This is a genomic window from Daejeonella sp. (assembly GCF_017495225.1).
GTDB lineage: Bacteria > Bacteroidota > Bacteroidia > Sphingobacteriales > Sphingobacteriaceae > Daejeonella.
Window position 1 is genome coordinate 75,619 of record NZ_JAFEIG010000033.1, and the last position, 23,639, is coordinate 99,257.

At 36.6% G+C, this 23,639-nt stretch carries 22 protein-coding genes; 19 read left to right on the plus strand and 3 right to left on the minus strand.

Annotated elements, in window-relative coordinates:
• Positions 1 to 38 precede the first annotated feature (38 nt).
• The 7 genes from QZ136_RS11950 (at position 39) to QZ136_RS11980 (ending at position 6,736) form a co-directional block, all read left to right on the plus strand.
• Entirely contained in the window at positions 39 to 491 is a 453-nt protein-coding gene (locus tag QZ136_RS11950; RefSeq protein WP_291403826.1) for a protein-disulfide reductase DsbD domain-containing protein, read from the plus strand.
• A 117-nt stretch (positions 492 to 608) separates the two neighbouring features.
• Positions 609 to 839 (plus strand): hypothetical protein, encoded by a 231-nt coding sequence (locus QZ136_RS11955; RefSeq protein ID WP_291403828.1) that lies wholly within the window; start codon positions 609 to 611, stop codon positions 837 to 839.
• Between the two features lie 138 nt (positions 840 to 977).
• Positions 978 to 2,267 (plus strand): thioredoxin fold domain-containing protein, encoded by a 1,290-nt coding sequence (locus QZ136_RS11960; RefSeq protein ID WP_291403830.1) that lies wholly within the window; start codon positions 978 to 980, stop codon positions 2,265 to 2,267.
• Between the two features lie 67 nt (positions 2,268 to 2,334).
• Complete coding sequence (locus QZ136_RS11965; RefSeq protein WP_291403832.1) at positions 2,335 to 3,465, plus strand: TlpA disulfide reductase family protein; 1,131 nt, start codon at positions 2,335 to 2,337, stop codon at positions 3,463 to 3,465.
• A gap of 145 nt (positions 3,466 to 3,610) precedes the next feature.
• Entirely contained in the window at positions 3,611 to 4,639 is a 1,029-nt protein-coding gene (locus QZ136_RS11970) for a N(4)-(beta-N-acetylglucosaminyl)-L-asparaginase (RefSeq protein ID WP_291403834.1), read from the plus strand.
• A 9-nt stretch (positions 4,640 to 4,648) separates the two neighbouring features.
• Complete coding sequence (locus QZ136_RS11975) at positions 4,649 to 5,368, plus strand: copper homeostasis protein CutC (RefSeq protein ID WP_291403836.1); 720 nt, start codon at positions 4,649 to 4,651, stop codon at positions 5,366 to 5,368.
• Positions 5,369 to 5,428: 60 nt separating this feature from the next.
• Complete coding sequence (locus QZ136_RS11980; RefSeq protein WP_291403839.1) at positions 5,429 to 6,736, plus strand: amidohydrolase; 1,308 nt, start codon at positions 5,429 to 5,431, stop codon at positions 6,734 to 6,736.
• A 72-nt stretch (positions 6,737 to 6,808) separates the two neighbouring features.
• On the opposite strand, the gene QZ136_RS11985 is transcribed toward QZ136_RS11980, so the two are convergent.
• The 3 genes from QZ136_RS11985 to mutY form a co-directional block, all read right to left on the minus strand.
• The gene (locus tag QZ136_RS11985) at positions 6,809 to 10,024 is read right to left on the minus strand and encodes a S41 family peptidase (protein ID WP_291403841.1); all 3,216 of its coding nucleotides are present in this window, start codon (positions 10,022 to 10,024) and stop codon (positions 6,809 to 6,811) included.
• 94 nt (positions 10,025 to 10,118) lie between these two features.
• Positions 10,119 to 10,577, minus strand: coding sequence for a single-stranded DNA-binding protein (locus tag QZ136_RS11990; RefSeq protein WP_291403843.1), 459 nt, complete (start codon positions 10,575 to 10,577; stop codon positions 10,119 to 10,121).
• Between the two features lie 15 nt (positions 10,578 to 10,592).
• Positions 10,593 to 11,651: an A/G-specific adenine glycosylase gene (gene mutY / locus QZ136_RS11995; RefSeq protein ID WP_291403845.1), complete on the minus strand. Its 1,059-nt coding sequence runs from the start codon at positions 11,649 to 11,651 to the stop codon at positions 10,593 to 10,595.
• Positions 11,652 to 11,818: 167 nt separating this feature from the next.
• Here mutY and QZ136_RS12000 point away from each other — a divergent pair, with 167 nt between their 5' ends.
• The 12 genes from QZ136_RS12000 to QZ136_RS12050 all read left to right on the plus strand — a co-directional run bounded on the left by QZ136_RS12000 (position 11,819) and on the right by QZ136_RS12050 (position 23,497).
• Positions 11,819 to 12,103, plus strand: coding sequence for an HU family DNA-binding protein (locus QZ136_RS12000; protein ID WP_276360049.1), 285 nt, complete (start codon positions 11,819 to 11,821; stop codon positions 12,101 to 12,103).
• 19 nt (positions 12,104 to 12,122) lie between these two features.
• Positions 12,123 to 12,977, plus strand: coding sequence for a tetratricopeptide repeat protein (locus QZ136_RS12005; protein ID WP_291403848.1), 855 nt, complete (start codon positions 12,123 to 12,125; stop codon positions 12,975 to 12,977).
• Positions 12,978 to 13,005: 28 nt separating this feature from the next.
• The gene (locus QZ136_RS13475) at positions 13,006 to 13,095 is read left to right on the plus strand and encodes a hypothetical protein (RefSeq protein ID WP_008506795.1); all 90 of its coding nucleotides are present in this window, start codon (positions 13,006 to 13,008) and stop codon (positions 13,093 to 13,095) included.
• Positions 13,096 to 13,255: 160 nt separating this feature from the next.
• A complete protein-coding gene (locus tag QZ136_RS12010) occupies positions 13,256 to 14,806 on the plus strand; it encodes an Rne/Rng family ribonuclease (RefSeq protein WP_291403850.1) in 1,551 nt (516 codons plus the stop codon).
• Between the two features lie 121 nt (positions 14,807 to 14,927).
• Positions 14,928 to 16,346 (plus strand): DNA repair protein RadA, encoded by a 1,419-nt coding sequence (gene radA / locus QZ136_RS12015; protein ID WP_291403852.1) that lies wholly within the window; start codon positions 14,928 to 14,930, stop codon positions 16,344 to 16,346.
• Between the two features lie 75 nt (positions 16,347 to 16,421).
• Positions 16,422 to 16,898: a DUF4920 domain-containing protein gene (locus tag QZ136_RS12020; protein ID WP_291403854.1), complete on the plus strand. Its 477-nt coding sequence runs from the start codon at positions 16,422 to 16,424 to the stop codon at positions 16,896 to 16,898.
• Between the two features lie 393 nt (positions 16,899 to 17,291).
• Positions 17,292 to 17,849: a restriction endonuclease subunit S gene (locus QZ136_RS12025; RefSeq protein ID WP_291403856.1), complete on the plus strand. Its 558-nt coding sequence runs from the start codon at positions 17,292 to 17,294 to the stop codon at positions 17,847 to 17,849.
• Positions 17,850 to 17,854: 5 nt separating this feature from the next.
• Positions 17,855 to 19,414, plus strand: a complete 1,560-nt coding sequence (locus tag QZ136_RS12030) for a type I restriction-modification system subunit M (RefSeq protein WP_291403857.1) — start codon at positions 17,855 to 17,857, stop codon at positions 19,412 to 19,414.
• A 328-nt stretch (positions 19,415 to 19,742) separates the two neighbouring features.
• On the plus strand, positions 19,743 to 21,032 hold the full coding sequence (locus tag QZ136_RS12035) for a restriction endonuclease subunit S (protein WP_291403860.1): 1,290 nt from the start codon (positions 19,743 to 19,745) through the stop codon (positions 21,030 to 21,032).
• A gap of 38 nt (positions 21,033 to 21,070) precedes the next feature.
• The gene (locus QZ136_RS12040; RefSeq protein WP_291403862.1) at positions 21,071 to 21,742 is read left to right on the plus strand and encodes a DUF3800 domain-containing protein; all 672 of its coding nucleotides are present in this window, start codon (positions 21,071 to 21,073) and stop codon (positions 21,740 to 21,742) included.
• Positions 21,743 to 21,747: 5 nt separating this feature from the next.
• On the plus strand, positions 21,748 to 22,284 hold the full coding sequence (locus tag QZ136_RS12045) for a hypothetical protein (RefSeq protein ID WP_291403864.1): 537 nt from the start codon (positions 21,748 to 21,750) through the stop codon (positions 22,282 to 22,284).
• Between the two features lie 127 nt (positions 22,285 to 22,411).
• The gene (locus QZ136_RS12050; protein WP_291403866.1) at positions 22,412 to 23,497 is read left to right on the plus strand and encodes a Fic family protein; all 1,086 of its coding nucleotides are present in this window, start codon (positions 22,412 to 22,414) and stop codon (positions 23,495 to 23,497) included.
• The last annotated feature ends 142 nt before the right edge of the window (positions 23,498 to 23,639 follow it).

Sequence of the window (23,639 nt, forward strand, 5' to 3'; positions counted from 1 at the left end):
GTTATTTAAAAGGGCAGTTTACCTCTAAATAAAAAATTATGAAATTGTATATTCTAGGTCTATTATTTATAATTCAATTTAGTGCTGAAGCACAGATATTAGTTCCAGTGAAATGGACATTTACAAATACTAAAATTAGTACAAATGTTTACGATTTGCACTTCAAAGCATTCATCAAATCTGGTTGGCATATTTATTCTCAAGTACAACCTAAAAATAGTGTTGCTACACCATTAAATGTTGTTTTTGAAAAGAATAAGTCAATTAAATTTATAAATAACATAAAGGAGGTCGGTAAACTTTCAAAACATTATGAAAAAAGTATTGGAGTTACTAATTATCAATATTCTAACAGCTTGGATGTGATTCAAAGGGTAGAAATTTTAGCAGGAAGTAAAACTGTGATTAAAGGCACTTTAACCTATCAAACATGTAACGACAAACAATGTTTACCTCCAGAGGATGAATTTTTCGAAATTAGGATAAACTAATAGATCATATTAAAACAAAGAAATTGTTTGGCCAACAATGTTTGCCTGACATCAGAATAACAGGATAGGGAAAGCCGAACCCGAAAATGGATGCGTAAATTATTCAAATTTTTAATCATGAAAAAGTTAAGTTTAAAAATGAAAGGCATTGGCGAAATGCTAAGCAGAGAACAAATGAAAAATGTTTTAGGTGGTCGTGCATCTGAGGTTGAGGTTGAGGGTGGTGAGGGAAGAAAGTATCAATGTTGCCCTGGACCTGGGAACGGGACTGTCTCGTGTAGCGAATGTGTTTTTGTTCCAAGTGGCTCACATGCACAGTGTACTTTAGGGACTTTAACCGCTTGTTAAAATTATTGATTATTTAAGTAGTTATTGTGCTGATTGTTTAAAAAGCATGATAGCTACTTAAAATATAATTAATTTATTTTTTCAATCATAAATAGAACAAGCACAAATCGTCTAAAAATACTTTTATTCAAATTTTTCATGAAAAAATTATTTCTTATTGCACTAGTCTTTATCAGCCGCATTGTCGTAGCGCAGGAAAACAATGGGATAAAATTCCAACATAATCTTACTTGGACACAAATTAAACAAAAAGCGAAAAATGAAAACAAATACATTTTTATGGATGCTTTTACAACCTGGTGCCTGCCATGTAAAATTATGTCAAATGAAATTTTTCCTCAACCGAATGTTGCAAATTTTTTTAATACCAATTTCATTAATGTAGCCGTTCAATTTGATGTAACAAAAAAAGACGATGATCATGTAAAAAGCTGGTATAATGATGTTGATGAATTAAGGAAATCCTACAAGGTTGATAGTTACCCTACCTATCTTTTTTTCAATCCACAAGGAGAACTTGTACATAGCGTTTATGGTGCCTCCAAGACTTCTGAAGAGTTTATCACCAAATCTAAAGATGCTCTGGATCCCCAAAAACAATATTTAAGCCTTAAACAGCAATATAGTTTAGGTAACAAACAACCAAATTTTCTTTTAATTCTTTTAAAATCAGCGATCCAGAATCGAGACAAGGATTTAATTCCCAAATTATCTTCTGAATATTTTGCCACACAAAAAGATCTTTTAATTGAGGATAACTTAAAGATTCTTGCTACTACCACCCTTAAAAGTTCTGATATTGGTTTTCCGGTTTTCAGAAATAATGCTATGAAGGCAGATCTTATTTTAGGAATTGGAAAAAGTGCTGGAATTATCAGAACTATTTTGTTTGATGAAATTGCATTAAAATATCTTAGAAGTAGCAGTATAAAAACTAATTACGGTGGTGGAATGTTCGGTTATTCTGGTACTTTAAACCAAAAAGTTGAGTGGGATTTATTAAAAGCAGAATTAGATTCCCAATACCCTGAATTGTCAGAAGAAATATTCTTGTATGCAAAAGTTTTTTATTTTGAAATGGCCGAAAGTTGGCCAGAATATAGTTTGGCAGTTTCTGAATTCCGTTCAAAACATAAGGATCGAATCAGTATTGATGATTTAAACCATTATGCTGGCATGATCTTACGAAATACTGATGATGAACAAAGTATTAAAGCAGCAATAAATTGGGCGAAGGAAAATATGGAAAATTCCGTCGTGGACAAGAAATTGATGTGCTTATACACCTATTCTAATTTGTTATATAAGTCAGGTGATAAAAATGAGGCCATCAAACTGGTTGGTGAGGCAATTGAACTTACTTCCGGGAAGGACATTTATTTTGTAAAATTGCTAGATAAGATGAAAAAAGGCGAAAAGACATGGTAAAAAAATAGTGTTTTAGTTTAAGGGCTTAGCTTAGATTTTAATTTACTAGAAAGTAAAGTTAAATACCATGAAAAAATATTTTTTAATTAGTCTGATAGGACTTTGTTTTTGTTATAATTTGTACGCACAAAAAGCTGTTTTAAGTCCATTTACTATACAGGGCTATATTAATGCTGACACTGGTACAGTAAAATTGATTTTGCTAACTGACAGCAGTTTTTATCCCAAAGGCATACATGGTTTAAGTGCACAAGTAAAGAAAGGAAGGTTCTCTTTTCAAGGCCATCTGCCATACCCACAAGGTTTCGAATTAATTTATGGTTCCAGTTATTTAAGTTCTTTGTTTGTTATAGAGAAAGGCGTTCAATCAATAACTATAAACATTGACTCTAATCGCACAACTCCAGACGTTCGCAATCAGGTCATGAAAGAACCCGCTGAAGTCAAAAATTTGCGAAATGGCTTAGCTGCTAAAATGAATTTACTTTATCACACTTGGGATAGCCTAAATAAAGTTTATCAACGTAAAATACCAAAGAATATTGAACTTGATTTGAGGGCTAAGCAGAATGCTTATTATGCTGAAAGTGACCAGAATTTATTAAAATATGCTACTGCTTATCCAAATTCATATTTGGCATTCTGGAAATTTATTAGACTATCCAGTTTTTCTGGTCATGAAAAGATTTTTGATTCTATTTTTAATCAGTTTTCAGATTCTTTAAAAAACACACATGCTGGTAGAGTTCTGTCAAAAAATTTATATATAGGAGGTACACTTGGAATGGGAAAAAGATTTCCATCTCTTATCAGTGTAAGCGATCAGGGTAAAAAGCTAGACTCTACTTCCTTTTTAAAAAATCAATATACCTTAATTGATTTTTGGTATAGTAACTGCGGTCCATGCATTGCACAATTTCCAACCTTAAAGAATTTATATGAGAAGTACAAAGCCAGCGGTTTCGAAATTGTTGGAGTTTCTACTGATAAAGAAAAATATAAAACAGATTGGCAAAATGCTATTAAAAAATACCAGCTGCTATGGCCTCAATATTGGGATAAGAATGGTGTTGAAGCAACTAAAATGTCTATAAATGCTTTTCCAACAAATTTTCTCTTAGATAAGGAAGGCATGATAATAAGGAAAAATATATCACCGGTTGAATTGGAGGATTTTTTGTTAAAACAGATTAATTAACCTGTGCTCAACAATTAAAGATCTATTACATTTTTGACTCGCTTCAGTGCCTAATATCGGTAAATATTCTCCTTTACCATTCAAGCCCCTGTATTTTAATATCCCAAAATATTTCACTTAAAGGTATCTTTTATTATCTTTAATCATGATTAGTCGCCGTAAATTTTTAGCCGCCACCTCCCTTACAGGAGCATCTATTGTGGCAGGCAATAAATCTTTCTCAAAAGTTTTTGAAGAAAAGTCAATTACCCCAGTTTTAAACTCCCCAATTGTAATTTCCACTTGGGATTTCGGTATCGCAGCCAATGCAGCGGCATGGGAGGTTTTAAAAAACAAGGGTAGAGCACTAGATGCAGTAGAAAAAGGAGTTCATGTTCCAGAGGCCGATGAAAGTAATCAGTCGGTAGGATATGGCGGTTTACCCGACCGTGATGGACGAGTTACTTTGGATGCTTGCATCATGGATGAATTGGGAAATTGTGGTAGTGTAGCTGCACTAGAGCATATTTTGCATCCTATTTCGGTGGCTAGATTAGTGATGGAGAAAACACCCCATGTAATGCTTGTAGGTGCTGGAGCACTTCAATTTGCAATGGAGCAAGGCTTTAAAAAAGAAAATTTACTAACTCCAGCTTCAGAAAAAGCATGGAAAGCATGGCTTAAAAATGCCAGATATCAACCGGAAATAAACATTGAAAACAGATTGTTTAGTCCGACGAAACTCCCAGGAAATCAATACAATCACGATACCATCGGTATGCTAGCCATCGATGCGGCAGGCAATATGTCGGGTGCTTGTACCACCAGCGGAATGGCTTATAAAATGCATGGCAGGGTGGGCGATTCGCCAATAATTGGTGCAGGCTTATACGTTGATAATGAGGTAGGTGGAGCAACTTCTACCGGTGTTGGTGAGGAAGTTATCCGAAATGTAGGAAGCTTCTTAGTGGTCGAATTAATGCGTCAAGGCTATCCACCTGAAGAGGCTTGTAAGGAAGCGGTGATGCGAATAATCAGAAAAAAACCGAATACAGCCAAGGAAATTCAAGTTGGATTTTTAGCGCTTAATAAAAAAGGTGAATATGGTGCCTACGCAATACAACAGGGCTTTAGTTATGCCGTTTGTAATGAAAAGGACCAGAAATTATTGGTTAAGGCGAATAGTTATTCATAAGCTAAAGCTATGTCTAATAAGCAATTAGAGATCTGTGTTGGCTCTTGGGACTCTGCTATGGCCGCTCAATTAGGTGGAGCAGATCGAATTGAATTATGCGATAATCTTGCTGAAGGGGGAACAACACCTTCCTATGGGATGCTCCTAAAATGCCAAAAAACACTAAAAATTCCATTTTTTCCAATTATTAGGCCTCGTGGTGGTGATTTCTATTTTTCGAATGATGAATTTGAAATCATGAAGGAGGATGTGATTGCTTGCAGAGACTTAGGCTGCAAAGGAATTGTGATTGGTATCCTAAGAAAAGATGGAAGCATTGACACCGAACGTTGCGCTCAGTTGATTGATCTAGCTAAGGGATTAGAAATTACCTTTCACAGGGCTTTTGATCGCTGCAGTGACTTAGAACAAGGCTTAGAAGACATTATAGCGCTTGGTTGTCATCGCGTTTTAACCTCAGGTGGCAAGGAAAATGCTTTAGAAGGATTAGAAGTTTTAAAATCTCTTTTTATTCAAGCAGGTTCAAGGATTTCCATTATGCCTGGATCTGGAGTTAATGAACAAAATTTAGCTCAAATTGCTCTAGAAAGTGGCGCGCATGAATTTCATACTACAGCTAAAATCAATGTTGAATATGGAATTGATGCCACAACAGGTAAAAAATATTCCATGATGGAGACTTCTACTGAAAAAGTAGCTCAATTAAAGCAAATTTTATCCCAAATTTAGGCGAGATCTTCCTTCCTTGATTTTAATATTCTTTTCACTAATTTAATTAAAAAAACAAACATGAATAAATCATATTTAGCAGGACTGCTTTTATTTTCATTACCTGCATTCTCTCAGACTAGTCCGCTGAAGGCTAAAGCAAATACCTCCACCGATCAAATTGAATCGAAAATTATTGAATGGCGTCGCGATTTTCATGAACACCCAGAATTGGGCAATTATGAAACTAGAACAGCCGCAATTGTTGCTAAACATCTCCAAAGTTTGGGAATGGAAGTTAAGACCGGAGTGGCTAGAACAGGGGTTGTAGGAGTTTTAAAGGGTGGAAAGCCGGGTCCCGTTATCGCTTTGCGTGCGGATATGGACGCATTACCTGTTACTGAGCGTGGTTCTTTACCATTTGCATCAAAGGTAAAAACTCAATATAATAATCAAGAAGTTGGGGTGATGCATGCTTGTGGGCATGATTCGCATACTGCCATGTTAATGGGCGTTGCCGAAGTTTTAGCTGGAATGAAAGCTGATTTGAAAGGTAGCGTTAAATTTATTTTCCAACCTGCTGAAGAAGGTTCAGCTCCTGGAGTTGAAGGTGGTGCAGAGCTCATGGTAAAGGAGGGAGTTCTTGAAAATCCTAAGGTTGATGTCATTTTTGGATTACATATTTGGGCTTCTACCGAGGTTGGGAAAGTTGCCTATCGCTCGGGGGGGATGATGGCTGGCGTGAATGATATGCAGATTATTGTGAAAGGTCGCCAGGCACATGGTGCAGCACCTTGGGCATCAATAGATCCGATTGTTGTTTCGGCACAAATCATTAATAATTTACAGACCATTGTTAGTAGAAACCTGAATATTACTGAAAATGCAGGTGTGGTAACTATTGGTGCAATTCATTCTGGTGTACGTTCAAATATTATTCCTGAGCAAGCAGAAATGTTAGGTACTATCCGTTCGCTGAGCCTTGAAGATGAAAAATTATTGATTGATAGAATTAGAACTATCGCGACAAAAACTGCTGAAGCGGCAGGCGCTGTTGCTGAAGTTAAAATTCCGTATAGCAATCATTATCCTGTAACCTTTAATGATCCAGAACTAACCCAAAAAATGGTCCCAAGCCTTGTAAAAACCCTTGGTGCAGAAAATGTATTAATTACTCCGCCAATAACTGGCGCTGAAGATTTTTCATTCTTTCAGGAGAAAGTCCCAGGTTTATTCTTCTTTTTAGGAGCTTTACCTAAGGGTGCTGATCCGAAGACGGCACCTTCACATCATACTCCCGACTTTTTTATTGACGAGAGCTCTTTTAAAGTTGGAGTGAAGGCATTAACCGGACTCACACTCGATTATATGGAGATGACTAAGAAGTAGTTTTAGAATTTTATAAACGTAAAAAAGGGGATTAAATAATCATTTAATCCCCTTTTTTGTAAAGAACTTTAATTACTTTGTTCCCAATTGCTTCATTAATTCATCCACAGCAGTTTTTAGCTGCTCATCCACACCCTTTGTTCTATAATCAATGGAATTATCGATTAAGATATCAGGTACTGCGGGACCGAGCTCTTGATTTTCGTTGGTTGCTTTAACATACCATCCTCTAAGTGGAACACGAACCGAAGAGCCATCTAAAAATGATTTAGCACCAGTTGAAATTACAGATCCATTGGTTGGAATACCTACTAATTTACCAATACCTAATTGCTTGAAGGCATGTGAGAAAATCTCTGCATTTGAATAACTATTTTCATTACAAATGGCGATTGTTGGCTTCAAATAGGCAGCATAAACTAAACGTTCGCCAACTGGATAATAATCGCGGAATTTTAATTTATTCTTTTCTAAATCATCAGTAGCACCCCTAGGAATGGCATAAGAGTGCTGTTTATAGTTTAAAACAGACATTAAATAATCTGTTGTACTTCCACCACCATTATAGCGTACATCAATAACTAAGCCTTCTTTTCCATAGCCTGCAGCAGCAAATTCGCGCTCAGTCTCCTCAAAACTTGGCATGTTCATCGCTTGAATATGAATATAACCTAATTTACCATTAGAATATTTCTCTACAAGTTTCTTACGCTCAAGCACCCATTCGTCGTATAATGCACCAGAATTACTTCCCACTGGTCTGATTACCACCTCTCTAGATGCTCCCTTACTATCTTTTACCGTAATTAATAGCTTTTGGTTGACTGTTCCAGCTAGGTGACTGTAGAAATTCTCATTTTTATTTACAGTTTCACCATTTACAGCGGTAATAATATCACCTTCCATTAGGCGACTTCCCACTCTGCTTGCTGGTCCATTAGGTATCACATGAATAACTTTCATGCCATCTGCAATTGGACTGAGCTCTGCTCCTAATAATCCAGTAGTTTCTCTTTGTGTTTCTGTTCTATCGGCAGCAGTAAAGCCCATGTGGCTACTGTTAAGCTCGCCAAGCATGAGGTTGAACATATCCCTAAAATCGGAGCTCGTGGAAGCCGAAATAGTTCTTTCCTTGTATTTAGCACGTAGAGCATTCCAATCGTATCCATGCATTTTAGGATCATAAAATTGATCGCGTAATGTTCTCCATGCCTCCTCAAATACCTGCTCTTTTTCATTTGGATAATCGATGGTCATTTTTGCTAAATAAGGCAATGATTCTTGTGCCGAACTCTTTTGGTCAATTTTTGCAAGTGAACCACCTTGGCGGAAGAAATAAACCGACTTCCCTTCATTATCAGTTGTTAATGAATATGGGTTTGTTCCACCTTTAGTGATTTCCTTTAATTCTTTACCATCCCACTTCACGCTGTAAAGATCTCTACCTCTTGCGGCGCTATTTGTAGCGGTATAGAAAAATGTGTTTCCATCTTTAGAAATAACAAAATCGTTTTCATCACCGGGTAAACTGGTAACTTGAACGGTTCTTTTGCTAATGTCTTCAAAATCTATTTGGATAGCTTTTGTGCTTGATTTAGCTGTTTTGCTTGAGGCAGGGGCTTCGTTTGAAGGTGCATCTTGCCAATCTTCATTTACTTTTTCCCAATCTTCCTTCTTTAACCAAACAAACCAAACATCAGTGCTTAGGTTATTTCGGGAGCTTAGGAAACCTAGTTTTGAACCATCGGGACTCCAAAAAGGCTTGGTTTCTGTCCTAGGGTGCATGGTTACATTCACAGGTTTTGAAGAATTATCTGCCGCCTGAATAAAGATTTCAAAATTGGCATAAAGGTCGCTTTTTGAGTAGGCTAACCATTTATTATCAGGGCTCCAAGTTATTCCTGATGGTACTGCCCAACCATCGACCAAGATTTTTTCATTCTTTAATTGGCCGGCATCATTGATTTCTGCCACAACTAATTGGCCTCGTCCTCTAACGAATGCAATTTTTTTACCGTCATAGGATACTATTGGAGAAGTTTCATCCTCTGCAGTAGTACTTATTTGAATAATACGATGCTTCAGGGTTTTAAACAGATTTTTCTCTTTTTCATCACCAGAAACGGCCATGAATAAATCGAAATTACCTCCCTTACGATCAGATGTAAAAATTAGTGTTGAGTCGTTTAACCAAACGGGATTCATATCTCGATAGGCATGATTAGAAATGTTTACACTTCTATTTTTTTCTTTATCAGCTTCTTTTATAAATACTTCTCCACGAATGGTATAGGCAAAAAGTTTAGCATTTGGAGATAGCGCAAATTCGCTAGCACCACTTGTAAGCATTTTGCTTTCCGAAGAATCGTAACGATCATCAGCATTGATTTCTATTTTTATTTTTTGAGCCTCCGGATTTCCAGTTTTTAGAAGATAGAAGCCCATATCTTTTTCAAATACGATACTTGATCCATCTTTAGAAATGCTGTAATGCCTAATGGCCTCATCTTTATAGTTCGTAATCTGTTCTGACTTTCCATTAGCTTTTCCATCGGCATCAATAGAAACTTTGAATAAATTATAGGTTCCTGATGTAGAACTTAAAAAGTATAAACTATTATTGGGCCCCCATTGTGGCATTATGTCGTTTGTAGAAAATAATGGAAGTTTATTAAAGCTTTTGGTTTTAGTGTTCATGATCCAAATTTCGCGGTCGGATGATCCAGTATAGTCCTCTCTAGCAACCGGATTACTACCACCACGAGTAAAGGCAATAAATTTTCCGTCGGGAGAGGTAACTGGCTCAAAGCCTAAAACATCTGCTATTCTTTGCTCTGTACCCCCGTTTGAGGATATGGAGAACATTTCAGGATCTCTTTCAATCTGACGAAAATCTCTAGCAGTAGTGAAAATTATCGAGCCATCATTGGTCCAGCTAGATACATTATCACCCGCCGAATGATAAGTAAGACGTTTTGCAGTACCCCCTTCAACAGGAATAGTGAAAATATCATTATTGCCATATCGATTTGCTGAGAAAGCTATGGTTTTATCATCGGGACTAAATACGGGGTTGCTTTCATATGCTTCATGGATTGTTAGGCGATTAGCCTTCCCACCATTTGTTGGAACCGTCCAAATATCCCCTTGAAAAGAAAAAGAAATAAGGGATCCATTTTTATTTATGGATGGATGACGTAATAATAGCTTTTCTTGGGAATAAGCCGTTAAGACGAAAAGACAGGATAGCGCTGTCAATAAAAAATGCTTCTTCATATATTCTTTCATTATTTTAAGTGAAAGTAATAAAAAAGAAGCATTTAGGGTTTAAGACTTATTTTGTATTCAATGTTTTACAAAATTGTTCTTGGACAGAAAGGATTTAAAACGGTAAAATATCATCGGCAGCTTCTCCAGCTTCATAGTTCATTGGTTTATCCTCTTTAGCTATTTCAGAAGAGTTTTCGGGCTTTTCAGATTTTAATTGATCATTTTGTTCATTTTCGAAATCAGTCTTGCGCCCAAGCATTGTGAAATTTTCGGCTACAATTTCTGTGGTATATTTCTTGTGACCCTCACGATCTTCAAAGGAACGTGTTCTTAATTTCCCTTCCAGATAAATCAGTTTGCCTTTTTTGAGATATTTTGATGCGGTATCGGCCAAACCTCTCCACATAACTATATTATGCCATTCGGTTTGTTCAATTTTTTTGCCGTCTTTATTATAAGTTTCGGAGGTTGCCAGAGGGAAGCTCGCTACGGTTACCCCTCCATCTAAATATCGTACTTCAGGATCTTTTCCTAAATGCCCGACTAAAATAACTTTGTTAATTCCAGACATGTTTTTCTCAATAGATTATTGACTTAATATACGAAAATTTTCTAAGAAATGAAAAATTAATTTGGGTTGTGCTAATTGATTTAGCTCATTTTGATTCACAAAGAACCAGTTTTTTTGCGAAATAAATTCTTCTGAGAAGTTTTCTATATTAATGAAAATGGTGTGTAATTTTTGGTGACTCAGTATATGTTTGACTGGTTTTGAGATGGATTTTATGCGGACATTCTTTCCAAAGCAATTAATAAACTCTTCCGATTGAATTAAATCTTCTGCAAGGCAAGCAGATTTGCTCTCAAATAGAGGAAGTTCATGTAAATTTTCCCAAATATCACCTGCCCCACGTTTATTCAGCAGAATTTGGTCATCTTTTAGTGCAAGAATATAATTAAAATAGCGATCGCGGCTTTTTTGCGATTTGATTTTAATGGGTAATTCATGAATACGATTTGATTTTTTTGCTTCACATCCAACTTGTAAAGGACATGCAAGGCAGTCGGGGTTTTTAGGTTTACATTGCAAAGAGCCAAATTCCATGATAGCCTGATTAAACTCTCCAGCTTGCGATTTATCAAGTAATTCATTCGCTAATTCGGTAAAAAGTTTTTTCCCTTTTCCCGAATTGATGGGGGTGTCAATACCGAAATATCGAGATAATAACCTAAAAACATTACCATCAACAACTGCTTTTGCTTCATTTGATGAAAAGGAAGAAATAGCTGCAGCGGTATATTCACCAATGCCCTTAAGTTTTATCAAGCTTTCATAACTGCTTGGGAAATATCCAGCATGTTCTTCCATCACAATTTTGGCGGTGTGATGCATATTTCTACCCCTTGAATAATAACCCAAACCTTGCCAAAGTTTCAATATTTCTTCCTCTTTTGCATCGGCAAATTGCTTCACTGTAGGGTATTTTTCGGCAAAACGGTTGAAATAGGGAGTACCTTGCTCTACGCGTGTTTGTTGCATGATAATTTCCGAAAGCCAAATGATGTATGGATCATTTGTATTTCTCCAAGGCAGATCTCTTTTGTGCAATTGGTACCATTCAATTATTTCTTCAGCGAAATTCATTTATATAGAGTATATTAGATAAAATGGGGACACAAAAGTACCTTAATATTGTATTATAGCGACTTGCTTTAAAAAAAAGTAGAATTATTTCCCTAATTCAATTAAAACCAATACTTTTGCATCCCCAAATAAGGTATTATTTAGGATAAAAATAAAAGAAATTAGATATGACCAAGGCAGAAATCATTACAGAGATCTCTAACAAAACCGGAATCGAAAAAGTAGATGTTCAAGAGGCTGTAGAAGCATTTTTCAAAGTTGTAAAAAATTCAATGGTAAATGGTGAGAACGTTTACGTGAGAGGTTTTGGAAGCTTTGTAGTAAAGAAGAGAGCAAAGAAAACTGCTCGTAATATTTCAAAAAACACGGCTATTATCATTCCAGAGCATTTTGTTCCAAGTTTTAAGCCAGCAAAAGTTTTTGTTGAAAAGGTAAAAACAGGTAATAAATAATAGAGTTTTTAATTAATAAATGATGTTAAACAAAAAGCAAATCATAGTCATAACTTCAGTAATTTTACTGTTTGGCATGATGCTTATGTTAGACATCCAAGGTTTAGTAAAACCCGGCGAAGGTGAAGAAACTCAGTCGGCAGCTACTACACCAACCCCCACAGATGCTAAGTCAATTTCATTAGAAGAGGTATCAAAAACCTCGATGGAAGGCTTAAATGCTAGTTTAAAGTCGCTAATTGGCGATCTAGAATCTCAGTTAAAAAGCGCATCTGATGATGAAAAATTAGAATTGTATAAAAAACTAGCCCAGCAATGGGATGATGTAAATCTTACAACTCCATCTTCATTATATTATGAGTTAATTGCTGAAAAAGAACCGAATTTTGAAGCATGGTTAAAAGCCGGAGATAAATTTACGGATGCATATCAGCAAAGTATGGACACATTGGTTCAACCGGTATTAGTCCAGAAAGCCATTAACTCTTATCAAAAGGCTGATAAATTAAAGCCAAATACCCTTGAAGTGAAAACAGGATTGGGTATTGCCTATGTTAGTGGAACACCTAACCCTATGAAGGGAATCACTTTATTACTTGATGTGGTAAAGCAGGATCCTAAAAATTTGAAGGCAAATTTAAATTTGGGCTTGTTTTCTATGAAATCAGGTCAGTTTGATAGGGCTGTTGAACGTTTTAAGACAGTCATTGAAATAGCTCCAAGCGCTGAAGCATGGTTCTATTTAGCTTCAAGTTATGAAAGCATGAATAGAAATGCAGATGCAATTGCTGCCTATTTGAAAACAAAAGAGATTGCTGCCGACCCTAACATGAGTCAGTTTGTGGATCGGAAAATAAACGAATTAAGTAATTAGATTATAAAACATTTTAAACAACAACATTATGCCAAGCGGTAAGAAAAGAAAAAGACATAAAATGGCTACCCACAAACGTAAAAAGCGTTTGAGAAAGAACAGACATAAGAAAAAATAGTCGGAGTAGTTAGATCTTTCTAGATCAAATTATTTTCAAGACCTATGAACATTTAAACCTCCCGCATCACTGCGTCGGAGGTTTAAATCATTCATTTGTTTTTATTTTTTCTATATTTTAAACGTATACCGGCTTCTCGCTGGTGTCTTAAATTTAGCCATTGGTAAAGGAATTAATTATCAATTCATCCCCTAGCGGGGTTACTATTGCTTTACTGCAAGACAAGCAACTCGTAGAACTAAATACTGAGCAAGTCAGCAATAATTATGCTGTTGGCGATATCTATCTAGGCAAAATCAAAAAGATTATGCCCGGATTAAATGCAGCTTTTGTGGATGTAGGCTATGAGAAAGATGCTTTTCTGCATTATCTAGACCTTGGTCCGCAGGTCCAGTCGCTTTTAAAGCTGACAAAGATTGTAAAGGGAGGCAGTTATAAAGATAAACTGCTCAATAGTTTCAGACTGGAAACGGATATTAGTAAATCCGGTAAAATTTCAGAAATTCTGAATCGGAACATGATTTTGCCTGTGCAAATAGCCAAAGAACCCATCTCAACTAAGGGTCCGCGCTTGAGCTCAGACATTTCTATTGCAGGTCGTTTTGCTGTATTAGTACCATTTTCGGATGTTATTTCAATATCAAAGAAAATTAAGAGTAATACAGAGCGCAACCGACTTAAAAAGATTGTTGAAGGGATTAAGCCTAAAAATTTCGGGGTAATTATTCGTACAGTTTCTGAGGGAAAAGGTGTTTCTGAGCTTCAAAAGGATCTTTTAGATCTTATAGCGAAGTGGGAGAAATTTACTACTCGCCTACCTGGCACAGAGCCTTCAAAAAAGATTTTAGGAGAAATGGGTCGCACATCGACCATCCTTCGTGATATTTTGAATACCGATTTTACCAATATTCACATTGGTGATCCATCTTTATTTGAGGAGGTAAGATCTTATGTACATGAGATATCTCCAGAAATGGATAAAATCGTTAAGCTTTATCGTGGTAAAGAGCCTATTTTCGAACATTTTGGCATCGAAAAGCAGATTAAAGCAGCTTTTGGTCGTACAGTAAATCTTCCCGGTGGTGCTTATCTAGTAATAGAGCATACCGAAGCTTTGCACGTTATTGATGTGAATAGCGGAAATAGAACAGCAAACAATGAAAATCAGGAGCAAAATGCCCTGATGATTAATATGGAAGCTGCCAAAGAAATTGCTCGTCAGCTTCGTTTGCGTGATATGGGTGGTATTGTTGTGATCGATTTTATTGATATGCACAAGCCTCAGAATCGTAAGGAACTGTTCGACTACCTAAAGGAGCTGATGCTTCTCGATCGTGCTAAGCATACCATCTTGCCTCCAAGTAAATTTGGTTTAGTACAGCTAACTCGTCAACGTGTTAGACCAGAAATGAATATTGTTACCAATGAAAAATGCCCTGCTTGTAATGGTACTGGCGAAATCAAGGCTAGCATTATTTTAATGGACGATATTGAGAGCAACCTCAATTATATTCTCAATGAGCAGAATGAAAGTAGCATAACTTTATGCGTTCATCCTTACATTGAGGCTTATATTAAAAAAGGACTAATTTCAATACAATGGAAATGGTTCTTTAAATTCAGTAAGTGGATCAAGGTAAAAGCCGTTCCATCTTATTACCTAACAGAGTTTCATTTTTTAAACTCCAAAGAAGAAGAAATTAAGCTGTAAGGCTACCAATAAAATAAAAAATGTGCAAATGGTGTTTATTCCTTTGCACATTTTTTATTTATAATTATTCTGTTCTCTATCCCTATCTTTTTAATAAATTAGTGCAAAAATCTACGTAAACATGGCAAAAACACGTTCCGCTTATTTCTGTCAAAGTTGTGGCTACGAATCTGCTAAATGGTTAGGCAAATGCCCTTCTTGTAATCAGTGGAACACCTTTGTTGAAGAGATTATTGAAAAGGCTAATACTTCAATTCCTGATTGGAAATCAAGCTCCACAAGTACACAGCGAGCCAATAAACCTGCCGCAATTCATGAAATTGTTTATACCGAAGAAAATAGGTTGATCACACCCGACAAAGAACTGAATCGGGTATTGGGTGGTGGTATTGTTAGTGGCTCAATTGTTTTGATTGGTGGTGAGCCGGGCATAGGTAAATCTACGCTCATGCTTCAAGTGGCCCTTAATTTACCCGGTTTAAAGGTGCTTTATGTATCTGGAGAGGAAAGTGAACAGCAAATAAAAATGCGTGCCGAACGATTAGTCCCTCAATCTGGTAAAATTGGCTCCGCATCTGCTGATACCTATATTTTAACTGAAACTTCCACTCAAAATATCTTTAAGCAAATTGAGATTTTACAGCCTGATTTGCTCGTGGTCGACTCTATACAAACCCTTCATTCAGCACATATTGAATCAACGCCGGGTAGTGTTTCTCAGGTGAGAGAGTGTACTGCCGAACTCTTGCGTTTTGCCAAGGAAAGTGGAACTCCCGTTTTTCTAATTGGGCATATCACCAAGGATGGGATGATTGCAGGTCCGAAAATTTTGGAACACATGGTGGATACTGTTCTTCAGTTTGAGGGCGACAGACATCATGTTTATCGTATTTTACGTGCAGTTAAAAATCGCTTTGGTTCGGCTTCAGAACTGGGTATTTATGAGATGCAAGGTAGCGGCTTGAGAGAGGTTTCAAACCCATCTGAGATTTTATTATCCCAAAGAGAAGAACCCCTTAGTGGAATTACCATTTCGGCGATGATGGAGGGCCTCAGACCAATGCTAATTGAAACGCAGGCATTAGTTAGCGTTTCGGCATATGGAACGCCTCAGCGCTCCGCTACGGGCTTTGATACCAAGAGAATGAATATGCTCCTTGCTGTGCTTGAGAAGCGTTGCGGATTTAAACTAAGTGCAAAGGATGTATTTTTGAATATTGCTGGGGGATTGAGAGTAGAAGATCCTGGAATTGACCTTGCAGTTGTTGTTGCTATTATTTCATCACATGAAGATATGCCTGTGGATTCAAAAATTTGCTTTGCCGCAGAAGTTGGTTTATCAGGTGAAATTAGAGCTGTTAACCGCATTGAGCAACGTATTGCCGAAGCCGAAAAACTAGGTTTTGAACAGATATTTATCTCAAAGTATAATCTTCCATCTGGAAAGGGTGTAAAATCATCTCCAGAATGGCAGAAATACAATATTGAAATAAAAACTGTGGCTAAGGTGGAAGAAGTCTTTAATGCACTTTTTGGTTAATACATTATCAAATCGAATAATTTTTAATTAAAACAATAATTTATTTCTCGATATTTATCAATTAAAATTAAACAAATGAAAAAACTATTTATTTCAGTAATTGCATTAGCTTTCTTTGCTGCATGTACAAATACACCTAAGACAATTGAAAATGTAAAGGGTATTGCCGTTTATGGTGATTCTGTTAAAAATGATCAGGTGATTGAACTTGCTGGTCTCCAAAAAGAAATGGCAGATCAAGCTAAAAAAGATGTCAAAGTTAAAGGAATAGTGAAGGAAGTTTGCCAAAGCAAGGGTTGTTGGATGCTTATGGACTTAGGTGATGGTAAAGATATTCGTGTCACCTTTAAGGATTATAAAATATTTATGCCAAAGGATTTAGCAGGTAAAGAGGTTGTATTAGATGGCTTCGCATATACTGATACCACATCAATTGAAAGCCTTAGACATTATGCAGAAGATGCTGGTAAATCTGAAGCTGAAATTGCCGCAATTACTAGTCCCAAAATACAATTAGCCTATGAGGCGAAGGGTGTAGTGGTGATGAAATAGTAACATACAAATCTAATAGACTTTAAAATAATCCATTAGAGAACTATAAAGCTATCAATCATTGACATCAAGCCCAGAGTTTTAAGATATTTTCGTTTTATCTCGACATTGATCAGGAGACCAATTTTTCGATAGATGCACATGTTGGGAAAATAAAACACCCATATCTCACAAAAAATGAATTTCTGTCATCTATAATTGTCGCATTTTGATTTTATTGCCCTCGATGCTAGCCTTTGTCAATACAAATAGAGTCAATTTTACTTCTGTAATAAATAATCTATTGCAAATTTTTAAATATTTGTAGAATCAGTACTTAAATATTTTTTCAAATAAAATTTGCCAATTAAAAAATTTTACCTACTTTTGTAGCGTCATTACAAAGAAATAAATTTGAAAACGCTAATAAAAGATATTACAAACATCCAAACCGGACTCTTCGCAAAGCCTACTGATAAAGGCGAAGTGGTCTATTTGCAGTCAAAGCATTTTGACGAAAACGGAAAGTTGTTAGGCGAACTACACCCTGACCTGCTAGCAAATAGCATTTCTGAAAAGCACTTACTAAAAGATGGAGATGTCCTTTTTGCAGCCAAGGGAACAAAAAACTTTGCGGCCGTTTATGAGAACCAAAATCCTGCTGCTGTTGCTTCCACTTCCTTTTTTGTATTAAGACCTACCGATAATAAAATTATACCGGAATATCTGTCTTGGTTTCTTAATCATCCTGAAACACAAAAATTGATAAAGGATAATGCAAGAGGAACGGCTATTCCATCTATTAGAAAAACGGTGTTGGAAGATCTTGAAATTTCAATTCCTTCTATTGAAAAACAAAGGACGGTGATAAAGCTTTCTGCTTTAGTGCGAAAAGAAAACGAACTCCGTATGAAAATTCTACAACAACGAAAACAATTAATCGATCAACAAATAATCAACGCAATAAAATAAATATCATGGCTAAAATAACTCAGAAAGACATCAATGATGCAGTTTGGAAAGCTTGCGACACCTTTAGAGGTAGCATTGACCCAAGCGTTTATAAAGACTATGTGCTTACCATGCTTTTCCTAAAGTATCTCAGCGATGTGCATGATGATAAAATGGAAAGCTATTTAGCCAAATACAATGGTGATGCGGAACGTGCCAAACGTGCTATGCAACACGAACGCTTTATTGTGCCTGAAAATAGCCATTTTAAATTCCTATATGATTCTCGAAACGAATCCAATGTTGGAGAACTCATAAATATTGCTTTGGCAGATTTGGAAGAAGCCAACCGTGAAAAATTGTATAGTGAAGACGGTGCAGGAATATTCCAAAACATTGACTTTAACAATAGCAAATTGGGTGAGCCTAAGGACAAAAACACCCGACTGAAAAACCTATTGCTCGATTTTAATAAAGATGCTTTGAACTTACGCCCTTCGCATTTGGATGGGAACGATATTATTGGAGGTGCTTACGAGTACTTAATATCCAACTTTGCGAGTGATGCTGGTAAGAAAGCAGGAGAATTTTACACACCAAGTGAAGTATCTACCTTGTTGGCAAAACTTACACACTCTAAACCCGGTTCTCGTATTTGTGACCCTACTTGCGGTTCTGGTTCTTTGCTTATAAAAGCAGGTAACGAAGTAGGCTCTGATAACTTTTCACTCTACGGACAAGAAGCCAATGGAAGCACCTGGGCTTTGGCAGTGATGAACATGTTTTTGCATGGTTTTGATAATGCTACTATTCGCTGGGGAGATACCATACGCAACCCGAAACTGAAAGAAGGCGATACGCTAATGAAGTTTGATACCGTTGTAGCAAATCCGCCATTCTCTTTAGATAAATGGGGAAAGGTTGAAGATAAAGAAGGCGACAAAACCACCATCAGCTACGACCCTGAAACCGATAAATACAATCGTTTTTGGAGAGGTGTTCCACCTAAGAGCAAAGGCGACTGGGCATTTATCAGCCACATGATAGAAACGCTTAATGAACAAGGTAAAGCGGGTGTGGTAGTACCACATGGCGTATTGTTTCGTGGAAGCAGTGAAGGCCGTATACGCCAACGCACTATTGAAGAAAACCTACTGGAAGCAGTAATTGGCTTACCTGCCAATCTGTTTTTTGGCACAGGTATTCCGGCGGCTATATTGGTATTTAATAAGCAAAAAACTAGCAACAGCTTTTTGTTTATAGATGCTAGCAAACATTACGAAAGTGCCAAAAACCAAAACAAACTGCGTGAAAGCGATATTGAACACATTGTGAATACTTACCGTGATTTTGCTGCGGGCAAAAACAACCCAGGGGTAGTGGAAGACAAGTTTAGCTATGTAGCCACTGCCGCAGAAATACAGGAAAACGACTTTAACCTGAACATCCCACGCTATGTGGACACTTTTGAAGAAGAAGCCGAAGTGGATATTGCTGGGGTGCAAACGGAGATTGTAAAATTGGAAGATGAACTGGTAAAAGTGCAAAAAGAGATTGACGTTTATTTGAAACAGTTAATTGATTAGTCAAGGAAAATTTTAAATATTCCTGATACAAATGCTTCTTATGTATCCAGACTGTTTTCTGAAATGGTAATTAATGGCCATATTGAAATAGCTGAAGAAACTAAACATAACCAAAGAACCTATAAATTGAAACCATGATTGCAAAGAAAAATATACTGAAAATCAATAAGTTACAACTTTCTTCTTTGCAGATTTCTTTGCAAAGTTGCCAACTTAACACATTGACTTGTCTGCAGGTTCAGGCGGTGTCTTTTGTAGTTTGCAAAGAGCAAACAGTTATAAACCAATTTATTTACTCAAACTTCTTAGCACAAAACTCAAATTAGAAATGATAACAGAAACAAAAAATACTAAAGCGTTTTATAATGCTGAAATTCCATGTGATTGGGAAGTATGTTCATTGGGGAGTTTAGCAGATAAGAAAAAAAAATGGAGTTTCACGGGTGGTCCGTTTGGTTCTAACTTAAAAGCAGAGGATTACACTGAAACAGGGATTAGGATAATTCAACTACAGAATATTGGAGATGGAGAATTTCTGGATAATTATAAAATTTACACTTCTGATAAAAAGGCAGATGAACTATTGAGTTGTAATATTTATCCTGGTGAAATTATACTTTCGAAAATGGGTGATCCTGTAGCTAGAGGTTGTTTTATTCCAAATGAAGATAAACGATACTTAATGGCATCAGATGGAATTAGAGTCTTACCCGATTCTTCACGAGTTGATAGTTTCTATTTATTGAGTTTTATCAATTATTCAATTTTCAGAACAGAAGCAGTAAAGATTAGCACAGGGTCAACAAGGCAAAGAATTGGTCTTGATGATTTAAAATCCATAAAAATCCCACTTCCCCCACTTCCCGAGCAAAAAGCCATAGCCCAAGTGCTCAGCACGGCAGATGCCGCCATCCACACCACCGAAAAACTCATCACCCAAAAAGAACTCCTCAAAAAATGGCTCATGCAGCAATTGCTTACGGGAAAGAAAAGGTTGAAGGGGTTTGAGGGGGAGTGGAAGGAACATTCTTATGAGAAAATACTTAAAGTGGTAAAGAGAAATTTTGATTGGGATGAAAACGAATTGTATAAACTGATTAGCGTTAGACGAAGGTCAGGAGGTATATTCTACCGTGAAGCTTTATATGGTCATCAAATACTAGTCAAAACTTTACGTACAGCCAGCGAGGGAGATTTTTTGTTTTCGAAAATGCAAATCCTACACGGTGCATCAGCTTTGGTTACAAAAGAATTCGATGGGGCTAAGATTTCAGGTTCATATATAGCTGTGGTTCCAAAAGAAAAGAAGCAGTTGAATATGGAATTCTTTCAATGGTATTCACAAACACCATATTTCTATCATCAAACTTATATCTCAAGTTATGGTGTGCATATTGAGAAAATGACATTTGACTTTGATACGTTTCTTCAACTCGAAATGAAACTCCCATCCATCGAAGAACAAACCGCCATTTCCCAAGTGCTGCAAGCTGCAGATAAAGAAATCAGCCTGCTCAAAGCCAAAGCAGAAAAGTTGAGGGAGCAGAAAAAGGGGTTGATGCAGCAGTTGTTGACGGGGAAGGTGAGGTTGAAAATTGATAAAGTAAAAACTGCATAATAAAGTGACTGGCTTTATTGTGCAAAAACGTATAGAATATGAACAAGACTTTTAATTTTTACTGCGATGAAAGTTGTCATCTCGAAAACGACCATCAGCCCTACATGCTTATTGGTTATATAAGCTGTTCAGTAAACCAGGTAAAACTGCATTCTAAAAATATCCGACAACTTAAAGCAAAACACCATGTGTTCTATGAAACCAAATGGAGCGGTTTGTCCAAATCTGCCTACCCATTATACAACGATTTGATTGATTATTTCTTTGCTACCGATTTGCAATATCGTGCCATTGTGATAGATAAAAGTCAGTTAAAGCATGAGGAATACAATCAAAACCACGATGACTTTTACTACAAAATGTATTTCCAGTTACTCAGTAAAAAGTTGGTTCCCGAGCATAACTACAATATTTATCTCGATATCAAAGACACCCGTAGTGCCAAAAAGGTAAATGGTTTAAAAAACTTTCTGAACAATAATTTTATTTCCGTTCGCAACCTTCAAAATATCCGTTCGCACGAAAGTGAGTTGATGCAGTTGACCGACATCATAACGGGTGCATTATCCTATCATTTAAGAGGGTTAAATACAGTTATTGCCAAGAATAAAATCATTGAAAAAATTCAACAGCACAGTAAGCTACCATTGAATCATTCAACGCCGAAAGACCATCCGAAGTTTAACCTTTTTTTCATCGATCTGAAATAATTGCTATGCCATTAAATTTATTAAAGACATATCCGCAGCTATTGGAGTTAGGTCATTTGAACAAGCATCAAAGGACTGAATCACTGCAAAGAATTTTTAAAAGAGACATTGAAGAAAACCCCGGATTGAATTTTAGAACGAAAACTATCCGTCCCATCAAAGGAGAAGAACCGGCAATGGTTATTTTATTCCGACATCTAACTACTGAAGAAATAGAAGTAGAAGATGAAAATGACAAGAAATACCCGAAGCGGATTTTTGAGATGGACAGGTCGAAACGCTTGCATTGGGTGAGATATCATCTTGAAGAAAGTAAAAAGGAAAATGTCGAGATATTCAGTGTTGAGGAAAGAGACCAAAAGAAGCGTAAGGATATCATTAGGACATACATCTATGATACAGAGCAGAAATACATTATTGTCTTAGACCCGCAGCGTACCCAAAAGGATTATTATTTGGTTACCGCATATTATTTAAACAAGGGTTACGGAGAAAAGAAAATTAAAAAACTAATAAAAAGGAGGCTTGCTGAACTGCATTAAAAGCGCAAGGCTCGGTACATTTCTGGATGTATCGAGCCTCGAAACTCCTTTTTCCAAATGGGAAAATGAGCACTGCAAAGGTAAGCACATAATTTAAAAAAGCAAACAAAATCAAAAAACAGGCGCCATGGCATATAGAATACCACAACTTCCTTTGGATTTCGATTTAGAATCTAAAGCCATCCTAAAAAAAACGGCCGCTGCACGTAGTGCATTAGCTGAAATGAAAGGAGCTGCCCTGAGCATTCCGAATGAAAGTATTTTAATCAGCACACTTTCTTTGCAGGAAGCCAAAGACAGTTCGGCCATTGAGAACATCATCACCACACATGATGAATTATATCAAGGTGATTATTTAAAAAGGGAGTTTAAGTCAATTGCATCCAAGGAAGTTCACAACTATGCCGAAGCCTTGCGTTGGGGTTTTGAAACGGTAAGGCAAAAGGGAATATTGACAAACAACCACATCATTCAAATGCAGGCAACCCTGGAAGAAAATGATGCAGGTTTTAGAAAAGTGCCTGGTACAGAACTGAAAAATGAGCAAACGGGAGAAATAGTGTATACACCACCCCAAATCCATGATGAAGTGGTGGCCTTGATGAGCAATCTGGAGCAGTTTATGAATGACAATGCACTCAGCGATTGGGATCCATTGGTGAAAATGGCTATCATCCATCATCAGTTTGAGAGCATCCACCCTTTTTATGATGGTAACGGAAGAACGGGAAGGATTATCAATATCCTGTATTTGGTAAAAGAAGGTTTGTTGAATTTGCCCATACTGTATTTAAGCCGCTACATCAATCAAAACAAAGCAGATTATTACCGCTTGCTCCAAAAAGTAAGAACCGAAAACGCCTGGGAAGAATGGGTGCTGTATATACTTGATGGTGTTGAACAGACTTCCTTGCAAACCATCAAAATCATTGAAGGGATAAAGAACCTGATGCTGAAGCACAAGAAGAAAATCAGGGAAAACACAAAGTTTTACAGTCAAGATTTAATCAATAACCTATTTAAGCACCCTTACACCAAAATAGATTTCATCATGACCGATTTGGACGTAAGCCGAATTACTGCCACCAAATATTTGGATGAACTTGACCAAATTGGAATACTGAAAAAAGTGAAGCTTGGAAGGGATAATTATTACATCAATACCGACTTGTATAACTTATTGTCGAACGTGAATCAAATAAAACATGTATAGAAAAACCAATTTTCCTATACATGTTTCTGAAATGTGTATAGTATGAATTATCTGAGTAGAAAAGCTACAAAATGAAAAAAAGGTAAAATATTACTCAAAAATGGGTTCATGTAAAGAAAACAGACAAAAACTACACATGAGC